Origin of the sequence: Bradyrhizobium lablabi, assembly GCF_001440475.1 — a bacterium.
GTDB lineage: Bacteria > Pseudomonadota > Alphaproteobacteria > Rhizobiales > Xanthobacteraceae > Bradyrhizobium > Bradyrhizobium lablabi.
Genome location: NZ_LLYB01000094.1, coordinates 51,109 through 76,292, shown reverse-complemented (window position 1 = coordinate 76,292; position 25,184 = coordinate 51,109). Strand labels below are relative to the sequence as shown.

Here is a 25,184-nt window from a genome sequence, read left to right as displayed (position 1 = left end):
GGATACGATGCGCATGACGCAACTGCAGCATGAAAAACGGATTTACGCCTGATATTGTAATGCTAGTTTGCCGCCCAACTAAAAGCAGCCATGGGAGGGTTACGTTCATGAAGCGTTTGTCGATACTTGCGGCCGGCCTGCTGATGGGGGCCGCCGCCATTCAATTTTCCAGCGTGGCGTCCGGCCAGAGTGATGGCTGGGTGACGCTCGTCGACGGCAGCAAGATGGGTGACTGGACCGAAGTCGGAAAAGCCAATTGGGCGATGAAGGACGGCGCGCTGGTCGCCGACAAGATCACCGAGGGCAAGGACCCCTCCTATCTCGTCAGCAAGGAGTCTTACAAGGACTTCGAGATGAAGGTCGAGTTCTGGGCCGACGACGACGCCAATAGCGGCATCTTCATCCGCTGCGACCAGTCGGCCAAGATCGACGCCAAGATCTGCTACGAGGTCAACATCTTCGACAAGCGCCCCGATCCGACCTACGGCACCGGCGCCATTGTCGATGTCGCCAAGGTCGATCCGATGCCGAAGGCGGGCGGCAAATGGAACACCTACGAAATCACGGCCAAGGGCCCGCACCTCGTCGTCGTGTTCAACGGCCAGAAGACCGTCGACGTTCAGGATTCAAAACACGCCGGCGGTCCGTTCGCCCTGCAATACGGCTCCGGCGTGATCAAGTTCCGCAAGGTGCAGATCAAGTCGCTGTAGATCGCAGCGTTCACTTTGCATGGTGCGCGGCTCCCTCTCCCGCTTGCGGGGGAGGGTCGGGGTGGGGGTGCTTCCGCATTGGGATTGCTGAAAGGTTGGCTCGCCTCAAGCACCCGTCTTCAACGGATGCGCCTTCTTGTGCCACGCCCAGGCGGTGCGAATGATGGTCGCAAGATCCGAATGAACGGGATTGAACTTCAGCGTCGCGCGAGCGGCGGTGGGGTCGGCGACCAGATAGGTCGGATCGCCCGATCGCCGCGGCTTGACGACATGCGGGACTTCGCGGCCGGTCTCGGCTGCGATCGCGGCGAGGATCTCGCGCACCGAAAACCCGTTGCCGGTGCCGAGATTGAAGGCGCCGCCGGAATGTCCTTCCAAGAGGAGCTTGAGCGCCAGCACATGGGCGGCTGCCAGATCGGTCACGTGGATATAGTCGCGGATCGCCGTTCCGTCAGGCGTGTCGTAATCGTCGCCGAACACCGCGAAATCAGGCACGTGCCCCTGCAGCGCCATCATGGCGCGGGGGATCAGATGTGTCTCCACGTCGCGCAACTCGCCGATGCCGCCGGCCGGATCGGCGCCCGCGGCATTGAAGTAGCGCAGCGCGAACGAGCCGAGGCCGTAGGCTGAGCGATAATCCGCCAGCACGCGCTCGATCATCCATTTCGAGGCGCCGTAGGGGTTGATCGGCACGCAGGGATAATCCTCGCGCAGCGCCTTGCTGTCGGCGTTGCCGTAGACCGCACCGGTCGATGAAAACACCAGGCGATTGCAGCCGGCTTCGCGCATGGCCGCAAGCAGCGACAGCGTGCCGGCGAGGTTGTTGGCGTAGTATTTCTGCGGATCGGCAACGGACTCGCCGACCAGGCTCGACGCGGCAAAGTGCATGACCGCCACGATGTCATGCTCGGCAAAGGTCCGCGCCAGCGTCGCCTTGTCGGCGATGTCGCCGACGACGAGCGTGCCCGCGGCGAAGCTCTGATGGCCGGTCGAAAGATTGTCATAGGTGATGGGCAGGTAGCCTGCCGCATCCAATGCCCTGCAGCAATGCGAGCCGATATAGCCGGCGCCTCCGGTGACGAGAATGGCTGGACGGCTGCTCATCGATTGCGTCTTCCGTTGATGTCCGTCGATCGGCTCCGGTTCAGCAACAGATAGAGCGCGCGCGGATTGGTGGTCAGATAACGCCAGAACAGGCGGCGCGGCTCCAGCCAGATGCGCCAGGCCCATTCGAGGCCGGCTTGCTGCATCCATAGCGGCGCGCGGACGCGGCTGCCCGACAGGAAATTGAACAGCCCGCCTGCCGTCTTGATGACGCCGACATTGGAGAGGGCGGAGGTGAATTCCTCGACGAACGCCTGTTCATAGGGAACGCCGAGCGCAAGCCAGAGATAGTCCGGCGCCAGCGCGTTGATTTCGGCAACCTTGGCCCGCAGCGCTTCGCCGCGGAGAAAACCGTGGCAGCGGCCGACGATCTTGAGATCGGGATATTGTTTGCGGACGCAGGCGACCGCGGCGGCGTTCTCCGCCTCATCCGCGCCGAGCAGGTAGAAGGTCAGGCCGGCCGCCTGTGCCTTGCGGGCGACGACGTGGAACAGGTCGGTGGTCGCGACGCGCTCGGGCAGCGGTGTCTTCGATTTGAATCGCGACACGGTCACCAGCGGCTGGCCGTCGGCGTTGATCAGATCGGCGGCCCGGAACAGCCGGTCGGTCATCGGCTCGGTCGAGCAGCGCGCCAGCACCTCGCCATTTGCCGAGGTCAGGTAGAGCGGACGATTGGCGCGGCGCTGCGGGAACACCGTGTCGATCATGAAGTTCGCGGTCTGCTCGAGATCCAGCACGGCAAGCCGCAGCCCGCCCAGCGTGATGCGGGGTATGCTGGCCGTGGCCGCCCGCCCGACGGTATTTATGCGGCGCTCAAGCATATTGCTTGTCTCGCTGCTGGTTGACCGTCGGGTTGACTTCGCTGAGGACGACACCAACGAGCTTGCGCTCGGTTCCGCCGAGGGCAGCGATGATGTCTTCCATGCAATCGTTGATATCGAGCTGCACCGGCAGGATCGCGACCAGGCCCTCGGCAATGTCGAGCAGTTTGCGGTCGGCCGGGCTCCACGGCATGGCGGGACCGTCGAGGACCACGAGGTCATAGCTGCCGGCGGAACGAGCCTGCGCAATCGCCTTGCAGATAGCGTTACCCGCTTTGGCGTCCGTGGCCTTGATGGCCGGCAGGATCGAAATTCCGTTCGCTGTCGCGATCGCGCGGGGTGGCTTGGCGCCGATGTTGAGCCAACCGAAGCGGCTGGGCTCGGTCTTGTCCAGGTGGCTCACCTTGTTCGACAGCGCGCGTTCCCTGAAATCGGCATCGATCAGCAGAACCTTGGCGCCGTCGCGCGCGGCGGCGAGCGCGATGTTCAGTGCGGCGATGCTGCGGTCCTGGTCCGGGCTGGCGCCGATCACGGCCATCACTGGCGTGTTTCCGGCGCGCCTGGCCAGCGCTCCGCGCATCTTGCGCAAGGCATTGAGGATGGGCATCTGCGGAAAGCCCGCGCGCAGCGTCGGCCAGCCCAGACGGGTGACGTCGGCGGCGTCGCCGGTTGCGAGGATACCGCCGAGCGTGCGTATCACATCGGCTTCCTGCAGCTGCGCGATCGGTGGCTTTTCGATCAGGCTGACCGCGGGCTGCGGCTGGGGTTCGGCGGCGGACGGCTGACTTGCGGCCTCAGGAGCGGCCGGCTTTTCCAACGCGTCCGATAGCGCTTTGTCCCGGGGTTGAACCGGGCTGCTGCCCGGCATCAACTGGTTGACGGCGATGACCCAGCCGGCGGCAGCGAGCCCGCCAAGGACAAACCCGATCATCGCAAGCAGGCTCATGGCCGGCGGGAAGGTGCGCCGCTGCGGCACGGTGGCTTCGCCGATGATGCGGGCGTTCGAGGTGTTGAGGCTCTCCTGTTCCTCGGTCTCGCGCGAGCGCTTCAGGAACGACTGATAGACGTCGCGGCTGGCCTCGACGTCGCGTTCGAGTTCGCGCAGCCGAACCGAGGCCTGGCTCATCTGGACGCTCTGGCGCTTCTGGGCTTCCAGCGCCTTGTTGAGCGAGGCTTCATAGTCGCGGGCACGGACCAGGTCGTTCCTCGCGGCCTGTGCGAAGCGCTCGATTTCTTCGTTGATGGTGCGGCGAAGATCCTGCACCTGCTGCTCCGCCTGACGCAGCGCCGGGTGTCGCGGTCCGAGTTCGGCCTGCAGTTCGGCCTGGCGCTTGCGCGCTTCGGCATACTGCGCGCGCAGATTGGCGATCGTGGGCGACTGCAGCGCCTCGGGGATCGCACCGGCGTCGCTTGACGCCTTGCGGCTGGCTTCGATCTGGTCGAGTTTGGCCTTCGCGTCGAGCGTCAGCGCACGCGCGGCGGCGAGCCGCTGATTGCTGGCGGAAAGCTGCTGGTCGCTGATCAGCGTGTCCTGCGTGCCGACGAAATTGTTCTGCGCCTTGTAGACCGCGAGCGCATTCTCGGCGTTGCGAAGCCGCTCTTGCAACTCCTTCAGCCGGCCGGAGAGATCGCTGGTCGCGCGCCGCGCGGCTGCGGCCTGCGACTGCTTGGATTCGGCAAGATAGGCCTTCGAGATCGCGTTGGCGAGCATCGCCGCTTTGGCCGGCTCATACGACCAGACGTCGATATCGACGATGAAGGTGCGGTCGGTCTTCTTGACGTTGATGTGCCGAATGAGCGCTTCCAGCGCGCCCATCTGGATCTGCCTCTGCTGCTCGGCGGTCGGCTGCAGCTCGATCCCGACCAGGCCGAGCAATGATCCGACGAGACCCTTGGCGTCGCCGCCGCCGAACTCCGCATCCTTTTCCAGGTTGGTATCGCGGATCACCTGCAGCAGCACGTTGTTCGAGGTGATGACGCGCGCCTGGCTCTCCACCACCATGGCGAGGCCGGAGATGTCCTGGGCGCGGGGCGTCAATTCGCGATCGACCAGCTGCAATTCGCGGGGATCGACGTAGAGCTGCGCGGAGGCGGTGTATTTCGGCGTCAGGCTCTTGCCGACGGTTATGGCGACGCAGGCCGAGATCAGCGCCGCCGAGGCGATCGCGACCTTCCGCTGCCACAGGAGCTGGGCCAGATCGAGCACGCTGAAGCCGGCCGGCGCGGTTGCCGCGCCGGGCCGGGCGTCAGGCTTTATCGGCTGGTCATAGATCAGCATCGACCCCAGCTTCCATTCGAACTGCCGCACGCATCGGCTGAGGGGTTACTCTTCGGGCTACGCCGGGTGCGCTGGAAAAAAAGCGCTGAAACGCAACAGGGAAAATTAACCATACTCACCAAGGGACTATCCACTGAAAGGGCAAACAAAGGGTTTAAGCGCTGGCGCATCGCATCGCCTCCGCCATGGTCAGGGCCGAAATGTTCCGCCGGGATGCCGCCCGAAGCGCATGCTCGAGCAAGGCAGGCGAGCAGCCATAGGGGCTCGGCCGTTCCGTGACGTCGTGGCCGTAGAAAATTAACCATCCATTATTGCTTTGCGCTTCGTCGAATGCGCGCTCGATCCCGTCGCGATCCATCTCGCGATCGATCAGCGGCATGGCGCGCAGGAACTGCAGGTCGACGCCGCCGGAATTGACACCCTGGACGATGCTGCGGCAGGTCTGGAACGCCTTTCTGAGCTGATACTTGCGGGCGTAAGAGCCGTAGCCGAACGGATAGGCGAAGCTGTCGACCCGTATCGAAGGATCGAGCGCGCGAAGGTAAGCGCGGTTGCGCGCGATCTCCTGCCGCATCCCGGCTTCGTCGAGGTCGCAGGCGCGCTGATGCGAGAAGGTGTGGCAGCCGATCTCGTGACCCCGGCGGTGCAGCGAGACCACGTCGTCGGCGTTGCCCGCGACCCAGTCCGGCGCATCGGCGCCGACCAGGCTGCCGGAGACGTAAAATGTCCCGCGCGCACCATGCGCTTCGAGCATCGCCGCGCCTGTTGTCACCGCGCTCTTTGGCAAATCATCGAACGTGAAGCTGACCATCGGCGTGCTGTTGCGCAGCCGGAACAGATCGACGCGCAGATGCATCGCCAGCCGGTGGCCGACCTTTGCCCTTGCCTCTGACAACATCGCGTTCATGGTCTCAGCGCTTCCGCAGGATCACGTGGTAGTCGCCGTGGCGTACGTCGGTGCGGCCGGGCAGGAAGAAGTTCATCACTTGCGCGGCGGCATCGACCAGGGCCGCGAAGGCGGGCATGCGCAGCCGCATCTCCGGATAGCGCGGGCTCTCATACTGCTTGCGATGGAGCATCTGCAGGCCGTGCTGTTCGGCGAACGCCTCCAGATTGGGAAGCGTGACCAGCGGATGGAACAGCGTCGGGAAGGGCGCGTGGCCGGGCAGGCCGGCTTTCTTGTCGCCGCGGACATGGCGGTAGAACCAGACGTGGAACCAGTGCGGCGAATATTTGGTGACGACGCCGGACAGCGAGCGCGGGTTCGGTGCGCCGATCAGGATCATACCGCTCGGCTTCAGCGCCTCGCAGAAGTTCAGTAGCGCCGCTTCGACATCGGGCACGTGCTCGATCACGTTGTAGCAGATCACCAGGTCAAAGCTGTTGGGCTTGAAGCGATAGGTCTGGATGTCGCCGAGGATCGCCCTGTGCGCATAGTCGTTGTTGCGGATCTGGTCCTCGTCGATATCGACCACGGTGACGTGGGCGCGATGCAGCACCTTGAGCGGCAGGAAGCTGGTCGAGCCGCCGCCGGCCTCGTAGATCGAGAGTTCGCCTTCGGGCAGCGTCGCTTCGAGAATGCCGTGAACGGTGAGCAGACTCTGACGCGCCTCACCATGCACCAGTTCGAGCAGCGCCTGCGGGTGCTGCACGGCTTCCGGATTGGCGGCTGCCGCCTGCGCGTGTCGGATCGTGACCGCTTCATTCATCGACTTCGTCCATTCTGACGTGGAGGTTGCCTTGTTCATTTCAGTTTTCCCAATCGACGCGCTTGAAAGCGTCCATCAATGCCTGGTCCGCCCGGTGAATCGACGGATCGAACGGCACGCGGTTGGTGCGCTGATATTTCCAGTTGCTGCCGATCTCGCGGAAGTGGCGGAACGAAAAATTCCCTGTGCAGAAGTACGAAGCCCACCAGGAGAAGATTGAGTGCACATGCCATTGCGCATGGGTGGGGCATCGGCTGGGAACCACCGTCCATTTCGGCAGGCATGCATTCGCGTCGCGCCGGATCGCGAACCTTGAACGTTCGTATTTCGGCGGCATGAAGATCGAGAAGTCGGTATGGCGATGCGGAGCGCGCGCCTCGTCGCGGACGCCGTCGTCGATGCCGATGATCCATCGCCCGCGATAGCGGACAAGGCCGGTCCATGACTGTTCGGCGGCTTCGAACACCGATTGTCCCGTCTTCGACAGCACGAGCTCGTCGATATCAGAGTTCATGGCGCTTCGGGCATGCTGCAGGAAGCGCCATCTGGCGTGCTCCCAAGCGCCCAACTGGCAGAAATCAGAATCCCAGTGATCCCAGCTATTGGCGCCCTGCGGGCCGTACTTGAACGGCCATTCCATCACGACCGAGCAGCGGATGCCCGGAACTGACCGGAGCGCCGCGCTCAGGGTGGCGCTGTCGTAGGCGCTGGAGCCGTTGTCATAGATGAGAACGGCATCCGCGTCGTGAATGTCGCGGTTGAACCTCACCCAGTCGAGGATCCATTCGATCGGATTGTCCTTCGACATCGTGAAGATGACGCGGCAATCCCGGAACATCTCCGAAAAGTTTGGCGACACCGAGAACGCGAAGCTTCCAAGGTCGCCCAATGCCTGGACCGGACCGGTATTCTCAGGGATGTCGAGCCACAATTGGGCGTGGCGGTCGAGATGCCGTGCCCGCGCCTTGCGGGTCCCGGCGCCGCTGATGAAGGTCGTCGTCGCGACGTCGCGCGCCAGGTTGAAGAACGGCGGCGCGAAGAGGGCGATCTGTGATTTGCTTACCTGCACCGCGTCGTAGAACAGCGTGTTGCTGTCGAAGTCGCGGTCGAAATTCTCACCCCGGAAGGCAAGCGGGCGCGTCGCCTCGCGGCGCTTGTCGGTGAAGTCCGACAGCGACACCGGGTTGGTTCGACAAATCGCGTGTCGATTGTCGGCGGCAACGACTGCGTTCTTGTTGGCGAGCCGCATCATGGTTCTCTTGCCGACATGCTGGGTAGTCCCGTGGACGGGGCGGTGACGGACGCGGCCGGGAGGACGTGTCGTTCCTGGTTTGATTGGCCTGCAGCCGGCCAGAGATTGCGTCGCGCACCATAGGCGATCACGGCCTTGCGCAGGCCCGCGATGTCGAACGCGAAGGCGGCGAGGGTGTATATGATGCAGCCGGTTGCAGCCAGTACGGCAAATGAGACCACGCCGATTGGCAGCAGCGGTTTGATGAATGTCAGCACCAGCGCCATGATCGCCGTGGCCGCGACGATGCGCATGAGCTGGAACGCGTTGAAGGGCAGCGGAAACGCCTTCCGCGTCAGATACCATCCAAACGCTGCACCGAAGGCTTCGACGATGACGAGGCTAGCCGCGGCGCCGACCAAGCCAAATCGGGCAAGCAGGACCGGCATGACGGCGAGGTTGGCGATCAGCATCGCGATGCTCTGCGTCGTCATCATGAACGGCGTCTTGGCGAGATGAAAGCTCGCGTGGATGTAGGATTGGGAGAAGGACTGGAACAGCCAGGCAAAAGCCAGGATCGGCATGATCTGCGCCGCGGTCTCCCGGAACTCGATGCCGAGGATCACGCCGGCGATATAGCTGCTCGTCAGCGCCACGCCGACGACCGCCGGCAGCACGGCGGCCAGCAGAATTTCGAGGCTGAATTCCAGATGCGGCCGCGCTTCGCGGTCGCCGCCGTTGGCGTAGGCGCGCACCGCCAGCGGGATCGTGGCCGATGCGATGCTGACTGCGGGAATAAGGATCATCTGCCGGACGAGATCGGCGGAAGCGCCGTACTGGCCGGCCGCATGGTCGCCCATGAAATGAAACACCAGCATCCGGTCGAGCGCGGCATGGATCGCGAAGACGATACCGGACAGCGTGATCGGAATGCCAAAGGATGCAAATGTCCGCAGGTCTGAAATCTTCGGCCCGGCGACGGGGGATCGAAGGATCGTGCTCGCGAACAGCGTCGTTGTGATGAAATAGGTGATGGCCGCCATCGCGAGCTGGCACAATCCGCCGCCGCCCAAGAGTGCCGCGGCCAGGCACAGCGCGAACGCCAGGCAGGCGCGGATGATCGACGCCGTCATGAACGCAAGCGACTGCAGCCGCGCCTTCAAGAGTTCCTGCCCGAGCTCAAACAGGCCGAGCCCAAGGGCAAAGAAGATGGCGGCGATATTCCGTTCAAGCGATACCGACGTCGTCAGCGTCGCAACGAGCAGTGCGATCGGCGTGGCGAGCGCGGAGATGAGATAGGCGAGAAAAATCGTCTTCCTGACATCGACGGCGCCGCCCTCCGACTGAAAACGCAGCGCGGCGACGCGAACCCAGGTGAACAGCAGCGCCGAGACGATGCCGGCCGTGCTCAGTCCGACGACATAGACGCCGTATTCGTCCGGAGAGAGCAGGCGCGTGAATACGACCGCGCTCAGCAGGCCGACGGCGGCCGACACGACGCTTGCAACCGAATAATGGAACGTCTGGCTGAGCATTACTTCGGCAATGGGTCCAAGGTTAACAACACGGCACTATTGATCGCGACAAATCCACCGAAGGCTCGCCGTTATCAGGCGCAAACCTCCCGCGATGGCCCATTGGAGCAAGATCGGTGCCGAACCCGCGCTGCATGTCTTGCGGTGCGTCAGCGTGGTTAATCCGACGGTTTTCCGTCGTCTGCTGCGGATAGGCGACAAGACCGGGAACTTTCGGCACATCAGGCCTGTCCGCGATGTCCGCATTTGCGACACGCCCGGCGCCGCTGCGGTTCCGCGGTAACCATGGTGGCGGCGCGGCTCGGGCGTGCGTTCGCGGTGGACTGGATATTGCAAAGCGGATCGCCGAAATTGCCGGCCTTGTCGGCGAATGGATTGCCGATGAGCTTTTGTTTAGGTTTTTTTCGAGGGAATCTCTTTTCACAAAGAGTGGGCCGCGAGGCTGCTGTTCTTTTTGGGACAGCCGCCCTGTCCGGCCTGTCTCCTTTTGCGACGGCGAGAGCTCATGTTAACGCCGCGGCTTCCGGCACCGCCGTCCGGGATATCCTTGCAAGGTCGGTGGCTCCGAGGTGACGAGGTACCGCGCCGACATCGACGGCCTGCGGGCGATCGCCGTCATTCCCGTGCTGCTCTACCACGTCGGTGTCCCCGGCTTTTCCGGCGGCTTTGTCGGCGTCGATATCTTCTTCGTCATCTCAGGATATCTGATCTGCGGCATGATTGGCGCTGATATCCGCAACGGATCGTTCTCGCTCGCCAATTTCTACAAGCGCCGCATCCTGCGCATTCTGCCGGCGCTGTTCGTGATGTTCCTGGTCACCAGTGTACTCGCCGCCATCTATTGCTTGCCGGTCGAGCTGGTGGATTACGCGCGAAGCCTTGCGAGCGCCGTAGCGTCAGTCTCGAACGTCTATTTCGCGCAGACCGCCGGATATTTCGACGCGCCCGCGGAAACCAAGCCGCTGCTGCATACATGGTCGCTCGGCGTCGAGGAGCAGTTTTATTTCATCGCGCCGCTGTTGATGCTGCTGGTTCATCGCTTCCTGCCGAAGCGCGTCGGACTTCTGTTCGCCGTCATCGCCGCGGTTTCCCTGTCCGGCGCTCTGGTGATGAGCGTGCGAAATCCCGCCTTTGCATTCTATCTCACCCCGTTCCGGGCATGGGAGCTGGCGCTGGGCGCGCTGCTCTCGGTCGAATTTCTTCCCGTGCCGGAATCCGTATTCTGGCGCAACGCCAGCGGCGCGTCGGGCCTGGCGCTCTTGCTGGGCGTCATCACGTTCGGATCGTCCTCGGTGCCGCTGCTGGCGATGACGGGCGTCGCCGCGATCGGCGCGACGCTGGTGATCGCCTCCAGCGAACACGCAGCATCGGCGGTGGGCCGCTTGCTGTCGCTGCGGCCGATCGTATTCGTCGGGCTGATATCCTATTCGCTCTATCTGTGGCACTGGCCGCTGACGGTGTTTCAGCGCACCGATGCCATCTTCTTCACGGAGAGGTCGGCATCGGCCAGGCTGTCCCTGATCGCGCTCTCCGTCGGCATCGCTTACCTGTCGTGGAAGCTGATCGAGACGCCGTTCCGTAACCTTGCAAAGGGAACATCGAGGGCCGCCATTTTCGGAGTGACCTCGGCTACGATGGCCTCGACGGTCGGGCTGTGCGGACTGGTGATCCTGTTGAGCGGCGTGCCGTTCCGTTTTCCCAAGCGCATCGTCGAGATCGGTTCGTTCCTGGCCTACGATTCCTCGGTCGCCTTCCGCACCGGGCGCTGCTTTCTGTCGACCAGCCGCCAGCAACTCGACACCGAGACCTGCCTGAAGTCCGATCCGGTGCGGCCGAATTACCTGCTCGTCGGTGACAGCCACGCCGCGCATCTCTGGTCAGGGCTTTCGCTGGCGATGCCCGACATCAACATCATGCAGGCGACCGCCAGCCTTTGCCGCCCGGCCAGCACGGCGGGCTCGCGCCATGACACTCCCGTATGCCGCAGTCTGATGGAATTCGTCTTTGGCGATTTTCTCGTCCACACCAAGATCGATGGCGTACTCCTTGCCGCATCATGGAAGGACGAGGACCTGCCGTTTCTGTCGGCCACGCTGCGGTACCTGAAATCAAGCGGCATCGACGTCACGGTGCTCGGTCCGATCGTCGAGTATGATGCGGCGCTGCCGCGGCTTCTGGTGGACGGTATCCTGCACGACCTGCCGTCCACGGCGAGCGCGAGGCGGACACCCGGCATTCGCGAGCGGGATCTGGCCATGAAGCGAATGGTGATGGCCGGAGGCGCTACCTATCTTTCCGTCTACGATGCCATATGCCGCGACGACCATTGCGACGAACTCGTGCAGGGCAACATCCCCATGCAGTTCGACGCCGGTCATCTCACGGCGGAGGGCGCCATCGAAGTCGGGCGAAGGCTGTCGGTACTCTTTGCCAGAAAGCATGCGAGGGCAGCCGATGTTTCGAACTGATCCAAGAATCGATCCCAGGCGACGCAAGGGGCATGGCCTGAAGCGACTGCTGCTGTTGCTGTCCGTCTTCGTTCTGACGGTGCTGCTGCTGGCCCGCGTCGACAGCAATGCGGCCTCGCGCGGCGTTTCCAACCCGGCGAAGTTCGCCGGCGCCTTCGTCAATTGGGGACCGGTCGGGCGTGAGCATACGCTGCAGGCGTGGGAAAAATGGCTGAAGCAGAAGCCGTCCTCGGTGCTGGGTGTCGACTTCTACGGCCAGACGACCTGGGAAGATTTCTCCAAACTGAATTGGGTCCCCGGTGTCTGGAAGAAGCTCAACTCCGCGCGCAACGTGGTCTGGTCGATCCCGCTGACGATGAAAGGCACGCCGCTCGCCGACGTCGCCGAAGGGCTCCACGATGCCGAATTCGAAGCGGCGGCCCGGGCGATTTCGGAAGCGCATCCGACGGCGATCATCCGGCTCGGCTGGGAAATGAACCTGGCTGAGATGGCGTGGTTCGCGAAGGGGCATGAAGCCGATTACATCGGGGCGTTCCGCCGCGTCGTGGAAATATTCCGCCGCCACTCCTCAGGCTTCAAGTTCGACTGGTGTCCGGGATGGGGACCGCAGGACATGCCGGCGGATGCGAGCTATCCCGGCGACGATGTCGTCGACTACATCGGCCTCGACGTCTACGACTTCAAGCATGAAGGCACGCCTGAGGAGCGCTGGAACAATTTTTACGTCAAGGCGCCGTTCGGCCTGGAATGGCACCGCGAGTTTGCGCGTCTGCACGGCAAGCGCATGAGCTACCCCGAGTGGGGCGTCGGCAATGCCGGCGACAACCCGTTCTTCATTCAGCAGATGCACGACTGGTTCATGAGGAACGAGGACAGGATTGCCTACGCCGCCTATTTCGACGTCGACGGGGCATGGCCGACACAGATCGACAACGGCGCGTTTCCGAAGTCGCAGCTTCTGTTCCGAAAGCTGTTCAGCCGCTGATCTGCGGCCGGGCTTGTTCAGCGCGGATTAACTCCGTCCATTAACCGTCCCCGGAGTTCGGCATGTCGCACGGCGCCGGCGGATCGAAATTTGCAACATCGCCGGCGTTACGTTCGCAAACGCCGGGTCATTCCGGAACGAACGGCCTTATCGAGACGGAAGTGTCCCGGAATTTAAGCCGGCGATCCCGTTTCGAGACGATGAGACATATTCGTGAACGACCTGAGTGTCATGGCAGGGATATCGACCAGCGATCTCCGGATGGACGGACCCGATCCGTCCGTCAGGGCGTTGCGCGCGCTGGTGGCGCTTTCGGCAGGCCTCGATCCCACGATCGAAACTGTCGTCTGCGTTCCCTGTTTCCGCCGTCCGGATTACCTGCGCCGCACACTGGAGTCGCTTGCCGGTCAGCGCACCAGTCGCCGCTTCGCCGTCGTCCTGATCGAGAACGATGCATCGAGGAGCGAGAGCGTGCCAGTGGCCGCCGAGTATCTCGCGTCGGCGAAATTGTCAGGCCTCTGCGTGATCGAGCCGCGGCAGGGCAATTGCCATGCGATCAACGCCGCCTTCGAAACGGCGCAGCAGATGTTCCCGAACGCCAGCAGCTTCCTGATGATCGACGACGACGAGGTCGCCTCACCGGATTGGCTGGAGCTGATGCTCAGGACCGCGGACGCGACCGGCGCCGAAATTGTCGGTGGGCCGGTATTCCCTGAATTCGTTGATGAACGGAAGCGCGGACTGCGGCGCCACCCGGCTTTTGCACCGGCGTACGACGCGTCGGGTCCGGTGCCGGTGATCTATGGCTGCGGCAACTGCCTGATCCGGCGCTCGGTATTCGACCGGCTGGGCGCGCCGGCGTTCGATCTCCGTTTCAATTTCCTCGGTGGTGGGGACACCGATTTCTTCTACCGCTGTAAAAGGCTCGGCATGCGCTTTCACTGGGTGGCCGAAGCTACGATCAGCGAGACGGTGCCGGAAAGCCGGACCAGCCTGAAATGGCTGATGACGCGGGGCCTGCGGATCGGTGCGATCAACTATCACGTCCAGCGCAAGGCGACGCCGACGGTCTGGTTGCAGGCGAAGCTGACCGTCAAACTGCTGGCGGCCCTGCCGTTGTCGCTCGTCTATGCCGCGTACGCGATCCTGACCGAACGCAAGGGTACCATTGCCGTGCATCCGGTCACGGTAGCGATCGGCAGCGCGCTGGCCGCGCTCGGGCTCGAACCGCAGCCCTACAAGGCGTCGAAGATCGCCTCATGAGCCAGCTCGTCGACGCATCCGAAATCCGCCTCGTGGCAGCAGGAGTCGAGCGGCAGCAGGTGATGGATATCGTTCGCGGCGCAACCTTTGTCGGAACGCTGCTCGTGGGCTGGATATCGCTGCATCCGTTTGAAAGCCTCGGCGATCTGCAGATCGGCGACGTCGGCACCGGCAACGAGCTGGCGACTTACGCGTTGTTCGGCGCCCTGAGTGTGCTGACCATCGCGCTGGCGATGCGAAACGACGCGCGCGGACTGGCGACGTTGTTATCACCGGCATTCATGCTGTTCGGCGCCTGGCTGGTGTTGACGGTGCTGCTGTCGTTCGATCCGGGGACGTCGATCAAGCGTCTTTCCTTGACGGTCTGCGTCGTCGCGGTGACGGCTGCCCTGATGCTGCTGCCGAAATCGCAGCAGGAATTGATGCACTGGTTCACGATCGCGGCGCTCGCATTGCTCGCGGTCTGCTATCTCGGAATATTGCTGGCGCCGGATCTTTCGATCCACCTGGCGAGCGACCCGCAGGAGCCGGGGCTCGCCGGCAACTGGCGCGGCGCGTTCGGCCACAAGAACCAGGCCGCGGCCATCATGGTGATGGTGCTGTTTCTCGGCGTTTACAGCGTCCGCTCCGGCCTCTGGCTTTCCGGCGCCGCCATCATCGCGCTTGCCTCGCTGTTCCTGCTGTATTCGGCCGGCAAGAGCTCGTTGACGCTGTGCTTTGCCGTGCTGCTGCTGACGTCGGTCACATCAGTCGTCCGCGCGTTCTGGCTTCGCGCGATCATCTTGCTCACGCCGCTGTTGTTGCTGAATCTTCTGAGCATCGGCACGGTGATGCTGGAGAGCCTCGCCGGAATTTCAAAACTGCTGCCTTTCGACTCGACGTTCACCGGCCGCACCGACATCTGGGCATTTGCGCTGCAGTCGCTGCATGCGCGAATGCTTACCGGCTACGGCTTTGCGTCCTTCTGGGGCTCCAGCGCCATTCAAAATCTCCCAGAAGGCAAGGAGTGGGCCGGCTTCGCCGCGCACAGCCACAATGGCTATCTCGACACCGCGCTGGGCATGGGCGTGCCTGGGCTTGCACTGCTCATCCTGGTCCTGGTGATTTTGCCTCTGCGGAATTTCCAGCGAGCCGACGAGGGCGGCAACAACGGTCCGCTCGCCATGGTGCTGCTGCGGATCTGGCTGTTCGGGCTCTATCTGTCGACGATGGAAAGCTTCTTCCTCGACCGCTCCGATCCGCTGTGGTTCACGTTTCTGCTGGCGGTGTTCGGTCTGCACTATCTCGCGCGGTTTCGGGCGCAAGCATAGGGAGCTGCGCCTGCACCGCGTCAGCGACATCCTTCCACCAGCCGTCAAAATCGAACGGGAACGGTATCGGCGGCCGCTTGACCACCGCGGCGATCCGGTCGGCAAACGCCTCATTGTCCGAACCGCGCGCGACCAGCACGATGGCGCCGCGGCTGATCAATTCCTTGAAGCGCGGGTGATGGTCGAATTCCTCGGGCAACACGGAGCCCGCGACGATCAGCGGACGGCCCGATTGCACGCAGGTGAGAATGCTGGAGCGCCGCGCGGTGAGCCCCTCGTCGAGCGGATAGCAGAACGCGTCGATCTCGCTGAACAGGCCGAACACCTCGTGATCGGAGGCGACGAAGCCGGAGACGATCACGTCCTCGGCGACGTCGAGCTTTCTGGCGCGGGCATGAAATTCCTCCTCGACCTTGTCGATGCCGCGGATGAAGGAGCCGACATAGACGATCAGCGGCTTGAGCCCGCGTTGCTTCAGAATGGCGCCGATCTCGAGCAGCGCGTTGGGCTGCTTGCCCGGATAGATCGATCCGAAATGACCGATCAGGAGCCGCCCGTCGCCTTTGGCTGCGATGAGGCGATGCCGCAATTTCGAATCCTCGATGCCTGCCGGTGCCTCGATGTTCGGTGGCAGCGGCGCCAGCACGCTCTTTTTCGCGGTCCAGCCGAGCAGGGGATCGCCTGCCAGCTCCTGCCGCACCAGCGGCGAGAACATGACGATGACATCGGCAACGACCAGCGCCGGCATGTAGGTGATGCGGCGCAGCCAGTGCAGCCCGCGCCACTCATGCTGAATCAGGACGACCTTGCGCCGGCGCAGCCGGGCGATCGCCATCGCCGCGAGCGGCGCAAACATCACGCGCTTCCAGGCCACGATCGGAAAGTTGCAGACCACGCTTTGCGCCGAACCGACCGCGCGCCAGATCTCGGCGAACGTTCCTTCCTTGCGCGTCAGGGTTAACGTCGCGCTGGTTCCAGGCTGGAGCTTTTCGATCGTTTCCTGCAGCAGCCGGGTGAACTGGCCGACGCCGCAATGCATCTGCGGTCCCGCGCCGAGAAACAGCGCCCGATATCGGGTTTCTCCAGTCATCGTTGCGGCGGCGGGGGTTCCAGAAACGGTCGGCGTTAGCCATACAACGCAGACATTAGCTTCAGGTAAGCGGCAGCGTCTGCCCGGCACTGTTCTTGCCAATCCGACCATGAAAATCGTCCGGCCGTCTCATAACGGGACATCGGGCGGCGACGGCAATGGCTGCAGGCGGCGATTTCGGGACAGCCGAAAAAGGCGGCCGCTGAGGCAACGGAAGTCAGCAGGAGCGGCGGCGATGACGGGCAAGATCTTCAGCACATGGGATGAGACGCATTCCGAGCTTTGGAGCCACCAGCCGATCCGGCTCCAGCACGAGATGCACAAATCGCCGGCGTTCTCGATGGACGAGCTCGCCCAACTGATCGAGAGCTATCCGCGCGAGCACTACAGCCTGGTGAAAACCGGTGCCAAGGGCTCCAGCCGCGTCTGGCGCGAGGGTGATATCGGCAACCTCTCGGGACGGCAGGTGATCGAAGCGATTTCGCGCGGCGGGCTCTGGCTCAACATGCGCGACGTCGGCGCGGTTGATAGCCGCTTCCGCAAGCTGATCGACCGGATGTTCGAGGAGATCGCCGCCAAGGTTCCGGGCTTTGTGGTGCCGAACCATCAGGCCGGCATTCTCGTCTCCTCGCCGGACGCGCAGGTTTATTACCACGCCGATCTGCCGGGGCAGGGCCTGATCCAGATCGCCGGCCGCAAGCGCGTCTACGTCTATCCAAACACCGCGCCGTTCATCAAGCCGGAGCATCTCGAAGACATCGCGCTGTTCGACGTCGAGGTCGATCTGCCCTACGCGCCCTGGTACGACGCGCACGCGCAGGTGTTCGATCTCGAACCCGGGCAGATGCTGAACTGGCCGCTGAACGCGCCGCACCGCGTCGAAAATCTCGGCACCGTCAACATCTCCATGACGGTCTCCTATGGCAATGACGATATCCGCCGCGCCCAGATCGTTCATCTCGCCAACGGCCTGCTGCGGCATCGCTTCGGCTATATGCCGAAGACCAGCAATCTGCGCGGGCCGTCTTTCTTCGCCAAGAAGGTGCTGCAGAAGCTCGTGCGTGACAGCCAATGGGTCAGGCGCGAGCGCAAGGCCCGCCGCGCGATCGATTTCCGCCTCGATGCCAACGAGCCCAGCAAAATCGTAGATCTGCCGAAGGCGGCATAATCGCAACGCCGATGACGGTGCTGACGACCAGTGCGGGGCTACCGGCGGCGCGCTTAACCGGCCGCGCGGCACAATTCCGCGTCGAGCTGCTGCGCGACTGGCAACAGGCCGCCGCGCGCTGGAACGACATCGGCCCGTCGACACCGTTCCAGCATCCGCAATGGTATGACGCCTGGTACCGCGCTTTCGCCGGCGCCGAGGGCGTGGCGCCGCTGATCGCTGTTGTCACGGATGCATCGACCGGCGAACCGGCGGCGCTGCTACCGCTGATCCGTCGCCAGCAAGAAAAAATCGCGGCGATCGAATTCGCCGATCTCAATCTGACCGACTACAACGCGCCGATCCTGGGCAGCGCCGCGCCGCGCGATGCGAAGGCTGCGCGTGCGTTGTGGCGAAGCCTTTTGTCGGCGCTGCGCCGGATGCAGGATGCCGCCGATCTCATCCGCCTTCGCAAGATGCCCAACGATCTCGGCGGCAAGCCCAACCCGTTGGCCTTCCTCGACGCGGCTGGAGCGTGCGTGCTCAACGGCAACCTCGTCACCACGGGCGAGGACTACGACGCCTGGCGCTACACGTTGGAAAAGACCCAGCGCAAGGAACTGGAGCGGAGCTGGCGCGTGTTTACGCGCGATCCGGCCGCTTCCTTCGCAATCGTCACCGATACCAACGAGGCGCTGCGAATTCTCTCGACCACCGAGGTTCAACAGGGCGCGCGGATGCAGAGCCTCGGGGTGAACTACATTCTCGATGACGAGGCCTGCGCGGCGTTCTACCGCAACCTGGTGCGCGACGGCGTCGGCACCGGCTATGCGCTGGTCTCGGCGCTCACCGTCGGCGAGGAAGTCGTGGCGACACTGCTCGGCATCAGGACCGGCTCACGCTACGTGATGGTCCGCATCAGCAATGCCGGCGAGAAATGGTCTAACTGCTCGCCGGGCCGGCTGATCATCGAGCGCACCATGGCAGCCCTGCACAGGGATGGCGTGCGCGAGTTCGATTTCTCTGTCGGCAATTACGATTACAAGCGCCGCTTCGGCGTGATGCAGTTGCCGCTGATCGACATCAGCGCCGCCCTGAGCTGGCGCGGATGGCCTTTTGCCTTGCGCGATCGCGCGGTGCTCGCCCTGCGAAACCATCCGCAACTCGATGCAAGGCTGCGACGCGCGTTCGGTAAGCCCTTGTGACACGAGGAGATTTGGCACGTTCTGGGTTGAGTTCCACAACGATGCAAATCTGTCACACATGCTGGGATTGTGGGGATGTTCTCTCTGCGTTCGCGAGAGTTCATGATCGCCTGCACGTCAGAGGCGTATGCTGCGCTACGGGTCAGGGACCACTGGTAAATGCTTTCTTGGGCGTTTTCTTGGGGAGAGCCGACATGCCAGCCTATATCCATCAGCACGACGAATTCGAACCGGGCATCGTTATCTGCCCGAGTTGTGTGGGGCTCGAAATGTATGTGCGCGACGTCGAGCCGCATTGGAGCATGGCGAAGATCGATTTCACCTATGAGTGCGCCGATTGCGGCGCCGAGGTTCGCCAGACCATCGTGAAGCCGGAACTGCGGCATTAGCTTGGGGGATCGTGGGGGGAACGGGCGCGCCGTGTCCACCTTCCCATCATAACTACAGAAGGGAAGGTGGGCACGCGCTGCCCACCCCACACAGTACCTCAAAGCTCGCGCACCACACCGGGTTGGCCAGGATCGCACTCAAGTGCGGCGCGATCCCACTTCGCTGAAATCGCTGCGGCCTCATAGGTGCTTTGCAGGAAATCGAGCAGCGCCTTGTCGGGGTCAGCAGCTGTACGCACGGCGTCGTAAGGCAGGATGAATTCGCCAAGGGCTTCGCTGAAGAAGGCCGCATCCGGTCGCACCTTCGCTGCGCGGAAACCCGGTGGCTCGGGATAGGCATAGGAATAGAACGCAGGGTAATCGATCGCGCCGCCGCCTGGCCAGAAGCCGGCGCTGCTGACCTCGTGTGAATAGGCTTCATGTGCGACTGCGTCGGGCAGATGCGGCACGCCGCCGGGATGACGCGGCGCGCGGCGGCCGGAGAAACGCGTCACCGCAAGATCGAAACTGCCCCAGAAAAAATGCACCGGGCTCGCCTTGCCGAGAAAGCCGGTGCGGAATTGCTTGAAGACGCGATCGCTATTGACGAGGATTTGCAGGAAGCGTCTGACGGCGTCGGGATCGTAGGAAGCATGCGCGGTATCCTCGGAGAATCTTATCGGATCGGACAGTTCGTTCGGCGTCTCGTCGATGGCAACGGCAATGCCGAGTTCACCGAGCGCGGCAAGCGTAGCGGTGTAGAAGCTTGCGACGGAATGACCCGACAGCGCAAAGTCCCGATGCGCGCCGTCACTGGTCGAGATGCGCAAGCAATGATCGATGAGATCGAAATCGATCTGGAACGTTTGCGCACCGTTGGGCACCGGTGAAGTCGTCAATCCGCGCGGCGTGACATACAGCGCCACATGCCAGGAATGATTGAGCCACGGCGACTTGGTCAGGCGAATTTTGCCGACGATCTGGGTCCAGAGCTGTAGCGTCGCACAGGTGTCACGCCATGCCGCGGTCGGCAATTCCGGCCACGGAACTTGCGAATTGCTGCTCATGCCAGAATCTCCAGCGTGCCGACCGGGAGGTCGAAGGCTATCAAGAATTCATCGGGCGTTTAGAAGCCGTGCGTCACGATTTCGTGCACTCCGGGCAGCGGCGCTGCCCGCGCGAAGCGCGGTAGAGGCTCCTGCACCACCAGCGCCGCACGACCGCCTGCAGCGGCCGCTGCGCCAGTTGAGCAATAAAGAGAATTTCGATCATGCCAAATCCATCGCCCCGATGGACCAGATAGGGCGGCACTCTCGAATGAGAATGCCGCCTCTGTCGCATCAGCCATGCAGTTTGCTGGCAGTCTCCGCGATCACGCGTCCCTGATAGCGCGCGCCGGCGAGCTCGTTCTCGCTCGGCTGACGGCTGCCGTCGCCGCCGGTGATCGTGGTCGCGCCATAGGGCGCACCGCCCGTGACTTCATCGAGCGTCATCTGTCCGGCAAAGCCGTAGTTCAGGCCGACCACCGTCATGCCGAAATGCAAGAGGTTGGTGATGATCGAGAACAGCGTGGTTTCCTGTCCGCCATGCTGGGTCGCCGTTGACGTAAAGGCGCCGCCGACCTTGCCGTGCAGTGCCCCCTTGGCCCAGAGGCCGCCGGCCTGATCGAGGAAGTTAGCCATCTGCGACGCCATCCGGCCAAAGCGCGTGCCGGTGCCGACGATGATGGCGTCATAATTGACGAGGTCTTCGATCTTCGCGATCGGTGCCGCCTGATCGAGCTTGTAATACGAGGCCTTGGCGACGGCTTCCGGTACCAGCTCAGGCACGCGCTTGACGTCGACGGTGGCGCCGGCCTTGCGTGCGCCTTCCGCGACGGCATTCGCCATCGCCTCGATGTGACCGTAGGCGGAATAATAGAGCACGAGTACTTTGGCCATGATGGCTTTTCCTTTGAGTTTGATATGAGGTGTTGTGGATTGTTGAGGTGTCATTGCCGGGCTTGACCCGGCAATCCATCGCCCTTGAAGACTCTCGCAAAGCGGATGGATGCCCGGGCCACCTGCGCGAAGACGCGCTTCGCGCTTTTGCCCGGGCATGACGACCAGTGTTCGCAGCTACGCCGCGTCGACCAGCACCAGCTCGGAATCTTCCAGCGCGGTAATGGTCAGCTTCGCCTCGTCGCGGATCGCGGCGCCATCGCGGGCGTTGACGCGCACGCCGTTGACTTCGACGCTGCCGGCCGCCGGCACCAGATATAGATGCCGCGCCTTCTCCGCCGAATACTCCGCGCTTTCGCCCGCCTTCAGCGTGGTGGCGAGCACCCGCGCATCGGCCCGGATCGGCAGCGCGTCCTTGTCGCCTTCGATGCCGCTGGCGATGGTGACGAGCTTGCCGGAGCGATCCGACTTCGGAAACGGTTTGGCGCCCCAGGTCGGCTGGCCGCCCGTCGTCGTCGGCTCGATCCAGATCTGGAAGATCTTGGTCTTCGACGGCTCCAGATTGTACTCGGAGTGACGGATGCCGGAACCTGCGCTCATCACCTGCACGTCGCCGGCCTCGGTGCGGCCCTTGTTGCCGAGCGAGTCCTGATGCGTGATCGCGCCTTCGCGAACATAGGTGATGATTTCCATGTTGGCGTGGGGATGGGCGGGAAAGCCGGTGTTCGGCGCGATCTCGTCATCGTTCCACACCCGCAAGGACCCATGGCCCATATTGTCGGGATCATAGTGGCCGCCGAACGAGAAGTGGTGCTTCGCCTTCAGCCAGCCGTGATCGGCGCTGCCGAGTTTTGCAAAAGGTCTGAGTTCGATCATGGGATGTTCCTTCGTTGAAAGTTTTTTGATTCGGGGGCCGGGCGGGGATCCGCCCGGCCTCTCTGGATTTGCATTACGCGCCGAAGCCGCCATCGACGTTGAGCACCGTGCCGGTCACGAACGAGGCTTCGGGGCTCGCGAGGAAGACGACGCCGGCGGCGATTTCTTCAGCGGTGCCGAAGCGCTGCAGTGCGTGCTGGACACGCTGGGCTTCGGCAAAATCACCACCGTCCTTCGGGTTCATGTCGGTGTCGATCGAGCCAGGCTGCAGCACGTTCACCGTGATGCCGCGCGGTCCGAGGTCGCGCGAGGCGCCCTTGCTGTAACCGACGATCGCAGCCTTGGTGGCGGCGTAGTCGGCCAGGCCCGGGAACGAGGCGCGGGTGGCGATGCCGGAGCCGATGGTGACGATGCGTCCGCCTTCACCCATCAGCCTTGACGCCGCGCGGATCGCGGTAATCACGCCATGCACATTGATGGCATCCTGGCGGGCCAGCGCCGTGTTATCGGTGTTGGCGTCATCGATCGCCCCGCCGACGGCGACGGCCGCATTGTTGACGAGGATGTCGAGCCGGCCAAAATCCTTCGCGACGTTCTTCACCAGTTGGTCGACGTCGGCGGCGGAGGCCTGGTCGGCCTTGTAAGCGCGGGCGTTGACGCCTTTTGCTTTCAACTCGGTGACGACAGCCTCGGCCTTGTCGGGAGAGGCGACGTAGCTGATGGCGACATTGGCGCCTTCTTCCGCAAGCGCCCGTGCGCTTGCTGCGCCGATGCCGCGCGAACCGCCGGTGACGAGGGCTACCTTGCCTGAGAGCTTCTTGGTCATTGGATTTCTCCGTTGCTTGAATTCCGATGGGCATTGGATATGCCGTCTGCCGTGGTATAGAAATAGAAACTATTGAAACTCATTGTTTCCAAAAATTAAACCTTGGAGGCGATCCCAATGTCCAAGCTTCCGGATTTCGAGGCGCTGGCGATTTTCGCAAAAGTCGTGGAATTACGGTCGTTTGCGTCGGCCGCGACTGAGCTCGCCCTGTCCAAGGCCACGGTTTCCAAGGCGGTCAGCCGGCTGGAACAACGGCTCGGCGCCCGGCTGTTCAACCGCACCTCGCGGCGGCTCGCGCTGACCGATGCCGGGCAACGGCTGGCCGAGCGCGCCGCGCGCCTGCTGGCCGATGGCGAGGACGCCGAGAACGAAGCCCTGTCGCAATCGATGGTGCCGCGCGGATTGGTGCGGCTCGCGGTGCCGATGACGTTCGGCGTGAAGGCGGTAGCGCCGATGTTGCCGGAGTTTCTCGCAGCCTTCCCGGAGGTCTCGATCGATCTTCACCTGAGCGATGCAACCGTCGACCTGATCGGCGAAGGTTTTGACGCCGGCCTGCGCATCGCGCGGCTGCCGGATTCTTCGCTGATCGCGCGGCGGCTCTGTGCGATGCCGCGCTACACCGTGGCGGCGCCATCCTATCTGAAGCGTCACGGTCGCCCGACGCATCCGATGCATCTCGCCCAGCACAGATGCTTCGGCTACGCCTATCTCTCGACCGCAAATGTCTGGCACTACACCAATGCCTCAGGCGAGGAGGCCAGCGTACGCCCCGCGGGCCAGCTCCGCGTCAACAATGGCGAGGCACTGTTGCCGAGCGTCATTGCCGGCCTCGGCATCGCCGATCTGCCGGACTTCATCATCGGAGACGCCATCGCGTCCGGCGAAGTCGAGGTGATTCTGAAAGGCTGGCACCAACCCGAAGGCGCCGTGCATCTGGTGACGCCCCCCGGCGGCCCGAGGCCTGCGCGGGTGGAGGTACTGGCGGATTTTCTGGCAAAGCAGTTTGCGAAAGCGAAGAAGCGGAAGTAGCCGGTAGGTTTGAACTTTCACCCTCCCCTGGAGGGGGAGGGTCGCCGCGAAGCGGCGGGGCGGGGTGACGGTCTCTCCACATCCAACAGCGCCCGTGTTGAGAGACCACCCCACCCCGTCTCGCATTTCGCTACGCTCAACGCGAGCCGACCCTCCCCCTCCAGGGGAGGGTGAGACGTCGCGTGCTATCGCCATATGCTCTGGATCGGCTAGGCTCGCCCGATAACCAAAACAAACTGCCGGGGAGAAACTACCCATGAACCGCCGCGAACTTCTCAAGGCCGCCGCCGCGCTGCCGCTGACGCATACCGCGCTCTCCAACACCGCCTTCGCCCAAACCCCATACCCCTCGCGCAACATCACCATGATCGTGCCGTTCCCGCCCGGCGGGCAGGCCGATCTGGCCGCGCGGCCGGTGGCGCAGGCGTTGGAGCGGATTCTCGGCAAGCCCGTGATCGTCGACAACCGCGCCGGTGGCGGCGGCGGATCGGTCGGCAACGCGGCGGCGGCACGCGCCGAGCCTGACGGGCATACGCTTTTGATGACGCTGTCCTCGCTCGCAGTGCTGCCCGAGGCCGATCGGCTGTTCGACCGCCCGGTGGCCTATGAAGTCGCGCAGTTCGCACCGGTAGCGCGCGTGCTCGCCGACCCGACGCTCCTCGCGGTGCCCGCATCCGCGCCGTGGAAGACGCTGCAGGAATTCGTCGACGATGCGAAGAAGCGTCCCGGGCAGATTCCCTATGGCTCGTCCGGGCCGTACGGCACGCTGCATGTGGCGATGGAAATGTTTGCCGCGAGCGCCGGCATCAAATTGCTGCACGTGCCGTTCCGCGGCGCCGGCCCAGCGCTGACCGCGCTGCTCAGCGGCACCATTCAGGCGGTGGCGTCCGCGCCCGGCACGCTGAAGCAGCAGGTCGATGACGGCAAGATGCGCGTGCTCGCCAATTGGGGCGCCGAGCGCATCAAGAGTTTTCCCGATCTGCCGACCTTCAAGGAGCTCGGCTACAAGGATGTCGAGTTCTACATCTGGGCGGGACTCTTCGCGCAAAGCGCGTTGCCGGCGCCGATCATGACGCGGCTGCGCGAAGCGATGGCGGAAGCGGTGAAGGCGCCCGAGGTGGTGAAGACGTATGAGACCGCCGGCAGTCCGGTCGCCTATCTCGACGCACCCGAGTTTGCAAAATTCGTCGCGGAAGACAGCGCGCGGCTGGTCGCGGCGGTGAAGAAAATCGGTAAGGTGGAATAGGGAACCCGCTTCACATTTTTTTGTTCGCACCAACGTCGCGTGG

At 63.5% G+C, this 25,184-nt stretch carries 23 protein-coding genes; 10 read left to right on the top strand and 13 right to left on the bottom strand.

The genetic code is table 11. From position 1 onward, the window contains the following. The first annotated feature begins 107 nt into the window (after positions 1-107). A complete protein-coding gene (locus CQ14_RS27420; RefSeq protein WP_057860944.1) occupies positions 108-710 on the top strand; it encodes a 3-keto-disaccharide hydrolase in 603 nt (200 codons plus the stop codon). A gap of 105 nt (positions 711-815) precedes the next feature. On the opposite strand, the gene galE is transcribed toward CQ14_RS27420, so the two are convergent. The 7 genes from galE to CQ14_RS27385 form a co-directional block, all read right to left on the bottom strand. Next, on the bottom strand, positions 816-1,814 hold the full coding sequence (gene galE, locus CQ14_RS27415) for a UDP-glucose 4-epimerase GalE (RefSeq protein WP_057860943.1): 999 nt from the start codon (positions 1,812-1,814) through the stop codon (positions 816-818). Beyond that, entirely contained in the window at positions 1,811-2,635 is an 825-nt protein-coding gene (locus CQ14_RS27410; protein WP_057860942.1) for a WecB/TagA/CpsF family glycosyltransferase, read from the bottom strand. The genes galE and CQ14_RS27410 overlap by 4 nt, the downstream gene beginning before the upstream one ends. Continuing rightward, positions 2,628-4,913: an exopolysaccharide transport family protein gene (locus CQ14_RS27405; RefSeq protein WP_057861047.1), complete on the bottom strand. Its 2,286-nt coding sequence runs from the start codon at positions 4,911-4,913 to the stop codon at positions 2,628-2,630. Before CQ14_RS27405 ends, CQ14_RS27410 begins: the two co-directional genes overlap by 8 nt. 154 nt (positions 4,914-5,067) lie before the next feature. After that, positions 5,068-5,820 carry a polysaccharide deacetylase family protein gene (locus CQ14_RS27400; protein ID WP_245320550.1) on the bottom strand — a complete coding sequence of 251 codons (753 nt, stop codon included), beginning with the start codon at positions 5,818-5,820 and terminating at the stop codon, positions 5,068-5,070. Between the two features lie 4 nt (positions 5,821-5,824). Next, positions 5,825-6,622, bottom strand: coding sequence for a class I SAM-dependent methyltransferase (locus CQ14_RS27395; protein WP_057861045.1), 798 nt, complete (start codon positions 6,620-6,622; stop codon positions 5,825-5,827). A 40-nt stretch (positions 6,623-6,662) separates the two neighbouring features. After that, a complete protein-coding gene (locus CQ14_RS27390; RefSeq protein ID WP_057860941.1) occupies positions 6,663-7,871 on the bottom strand; it encodes a hypothetical protein in 1,209 nt (402 codons plus the stop codon). Continuing rightward, entirely contained in the window at positions 7,871-9,388 is a 1,518-nt protein-coding gene (locus CQ14_RS27385) for an oligosaccharide flippase family protein (protein ID WP_057860940.1), read from the bottom strand. The genes CQ14_RS27390 and CQ14_RS27385 overlap by 1 nt, the downstream gene beginning before the upstream one ends. A gap of 569 nt (positions 9,389-9,957) precedes the next feature. On the opposite strand from CQ14_RS27385, the gene CQ14_RS27375 reads away from it, so the two are divergent. The 4 genes from CQ14_RS27375 (at position 9,958) to CQ14_RS27360 (ending at position 15,414) form a co-directional block, all read left to right on the top strand. Further along, positions 9,958-11,856: an acyltransferase family protein gene (locus tag CQ14_RS27375; protein ID WP_057860938.1), complete on the top strand. Its 1,899-nt coding sequence runs from the start codon at positions 9,958-9,960 to the stop codon at positions 11,854-11,856. Beyond that, positions 11,843-12,841, top strand: a complete 999-nt coding sequence (locus CQ14_RS27370; protein WP_057860937.1) for a glycoside hydrolase family 26 protein — start codon at positions 11,843-11,845, stop codon at positions 12,839-12,841. The genes CQ14_RS27375 and CQ14_RS27370 overlap by 14 nt, the downstream gene beginning before the upstream one ends. Positions 12,842-13,102: 261 nt before the next feature. Then, positions 13,103-14,104: a glycosyltransferase family 2 protein gene (locus CQ14_RS27365; RefSeq protein WP_245320559.1), complete on the top strand. Its 1,002-nt coding sequence runs from the start codon at positions 13,103-13,105 to the stop codon at positions 14,102-14,104. After that, a complete protein-coding gene (locus CQ14_RS27360; RefSeq protein WP_057860935.1) occupies positions 14,101-15,414 on the top strand; it encodes an O-antigen ligase family protein in 1,314 nt (437 codons plus the stop codon). The genes CQ14_RS27365 and CQ14_RS27360 overlap by 4 nt, the downstream gene beginning before the upstream one ends. On the opposite strand, the gene CQ14_RS27355 is transcribed toward CQ14_RS27360, so the two are convergent. Continuing rightward, complete coding sequence (locus CQ14_RS27355) at positions 15,353-16,504, bottom strand: glycosyltransferase family protein (RefSeq protein ID WP_057860934.1); 1,152 nt, start codon at positions 16,502-16,504, stop codon at positions 15,353-15,355. The two genes, CQ14_RS27360 and CQ14_RS27355, sit on opposite strands and share 62 nt — an antisense overlap. A gap of 235 nt (positions 16,505-16,739) precedes the next feature. Here CQ14_RS27355 and CQ14_RS27350 point away from each other — a divergent pair, with 235 nt between their 5' ends. The 3 genes from CQ14_RS27350 (at position 16,740) to CQ14_RS27340 (ending at position 19,245) form a co-directional block, all read left to right on the top strand. Further along, positions 16,740-17,672 carry a cupin-like domain-containing protein gene (locus CQ14_RS27350; RefSeq protein WP_057860933.1) on the top strand — a complete coding sequence of 311 codons (933 nt, stop codon included), beginning with the start codon at positions 16,740-16,742 and terminating at the stop codon, positions 17,670-17,672. A gap of 11 nt (positions 17,673-17,683) precedes the next feature. Further along, positions 17,684-18,856: a GNAT family N-acetyltransferase gene (locus tag CQ14_RS27345; RefSeq protein ID WP_063800430.1), complete on the top strand. Its 1,173-nt coding sequence runs from the start codon at positions 17,684-17,686 to the stop codon at positions 18,854-18,856. 194 nt (positions 18,857-19,050) lie between these two features. Then, on the top strand, positions 19,051-19,245 hold the full coding sequence (locus tag CQ14_RS27340) for a hypothetical protein (RefSeq protein WP_057860932.1): 195 nt from the start codon (positions 19,051-19,053) through the stop codon (positions 19,243-19,245). A 98-nt stretch (positions 19,246-19,343) separates the two neighbouring features. Here the strand turns inward: CQ14_RS27340 and CQ14_RS27335 are convergent, their stop codons facing one another. From CQ14_RS27335 to CQ14_RS27320, 5 genes are all read right to left on the bottom strand, one after another. After that, on the bottom strand, positions 19,344-20,291 hold the full coding sequence (locus CQ14_RS27335) for a DUF5996 family protein (protein WP_057860931.1): 948 nt from the start codon (positions 20,289-20,291) through the stop codon (positions 19,344-19,346). A gap of 73 nt (positions 20,292-20,364) precedes the next feature. Further along, positions 20,365-20,496 carry a hypothetical protein gene (locus CQ14_RS47680; protein WP_283807275.1) on the bottom strand — a complete coding sequence of 44 codons (132 nt, stop codon included), beginning with the start codon at positions 20,494-20,496 and terminating at the stop codon, positions 20,365-20,367. A gap of 68 nt (positions 20,497-20,564) precedes the next feature. Then, entirely contained in the window at positions 20,565-21,164 is a 600-nt protein-coding gene (wrbA, locus tag CQ14_RS27330; protein WP_057860930.1) for an NAD(P)H:quinone oxidoreductase, read from the bottom strand. Between the two features lie 177 nt (positions 21,165-21,341). After that, entirely contained in the window at positions 21,342-22,040 is a 699-nt protein-coding gene (locus CQ14_RS27325; RefSeq protein ID WP_057860929.1) for a pirin family protein, read from the bottom strand. A gap of 73 nt (positions 22,041-22,113) precedes the next feature. Further along, positions 22,114-22,866, bottom strand: coding sequence for an SDR family NAD(P)-dependent oxidoreductase (locus tag CQ14_RS27320; protein WP_057860928.1), 753 nt, complete (start codon positions 22,864-22,866; stop codon positions 22,114-22,116). A 117-nt stretch (positions 22,867-22,983) separates the two neighbouring features. On the opposite strand from CQ14_RS27320, the gene CQ14_RS27315 reads away from it, so the two are divergent. Together CQ14_RS27315 and CQ14_RS27310 are read left to right on the top strand one after the other, a co-directional pair. Next, on the top strand, positions 22,984-23,895 hold the full coding sequence (locus CQ14_RS27315) for a LysR family transcriptional regulator (RefSeq protein WP_057860927.1): 912 nt from the start codon (positions 22,984-22,986) through the stop codon (positions 23,893-23,895). A 256-nt stretch (positions 23,896-24,151) separates the two neighbouring features. Further along, positions 24,152-25,141: a tripartite tricarboxylate transporter substrate binding protein gene (locus CQ14_RS27310; protein WP_057860926.1), complete on the top strand. Its 990-nt coding sequence runs from the start codon at positions 24,152-24,154 to the stop codon at positions 25,139-25,141. Positions 25,142-25,184: the final 43 nt, after the last annotated feature.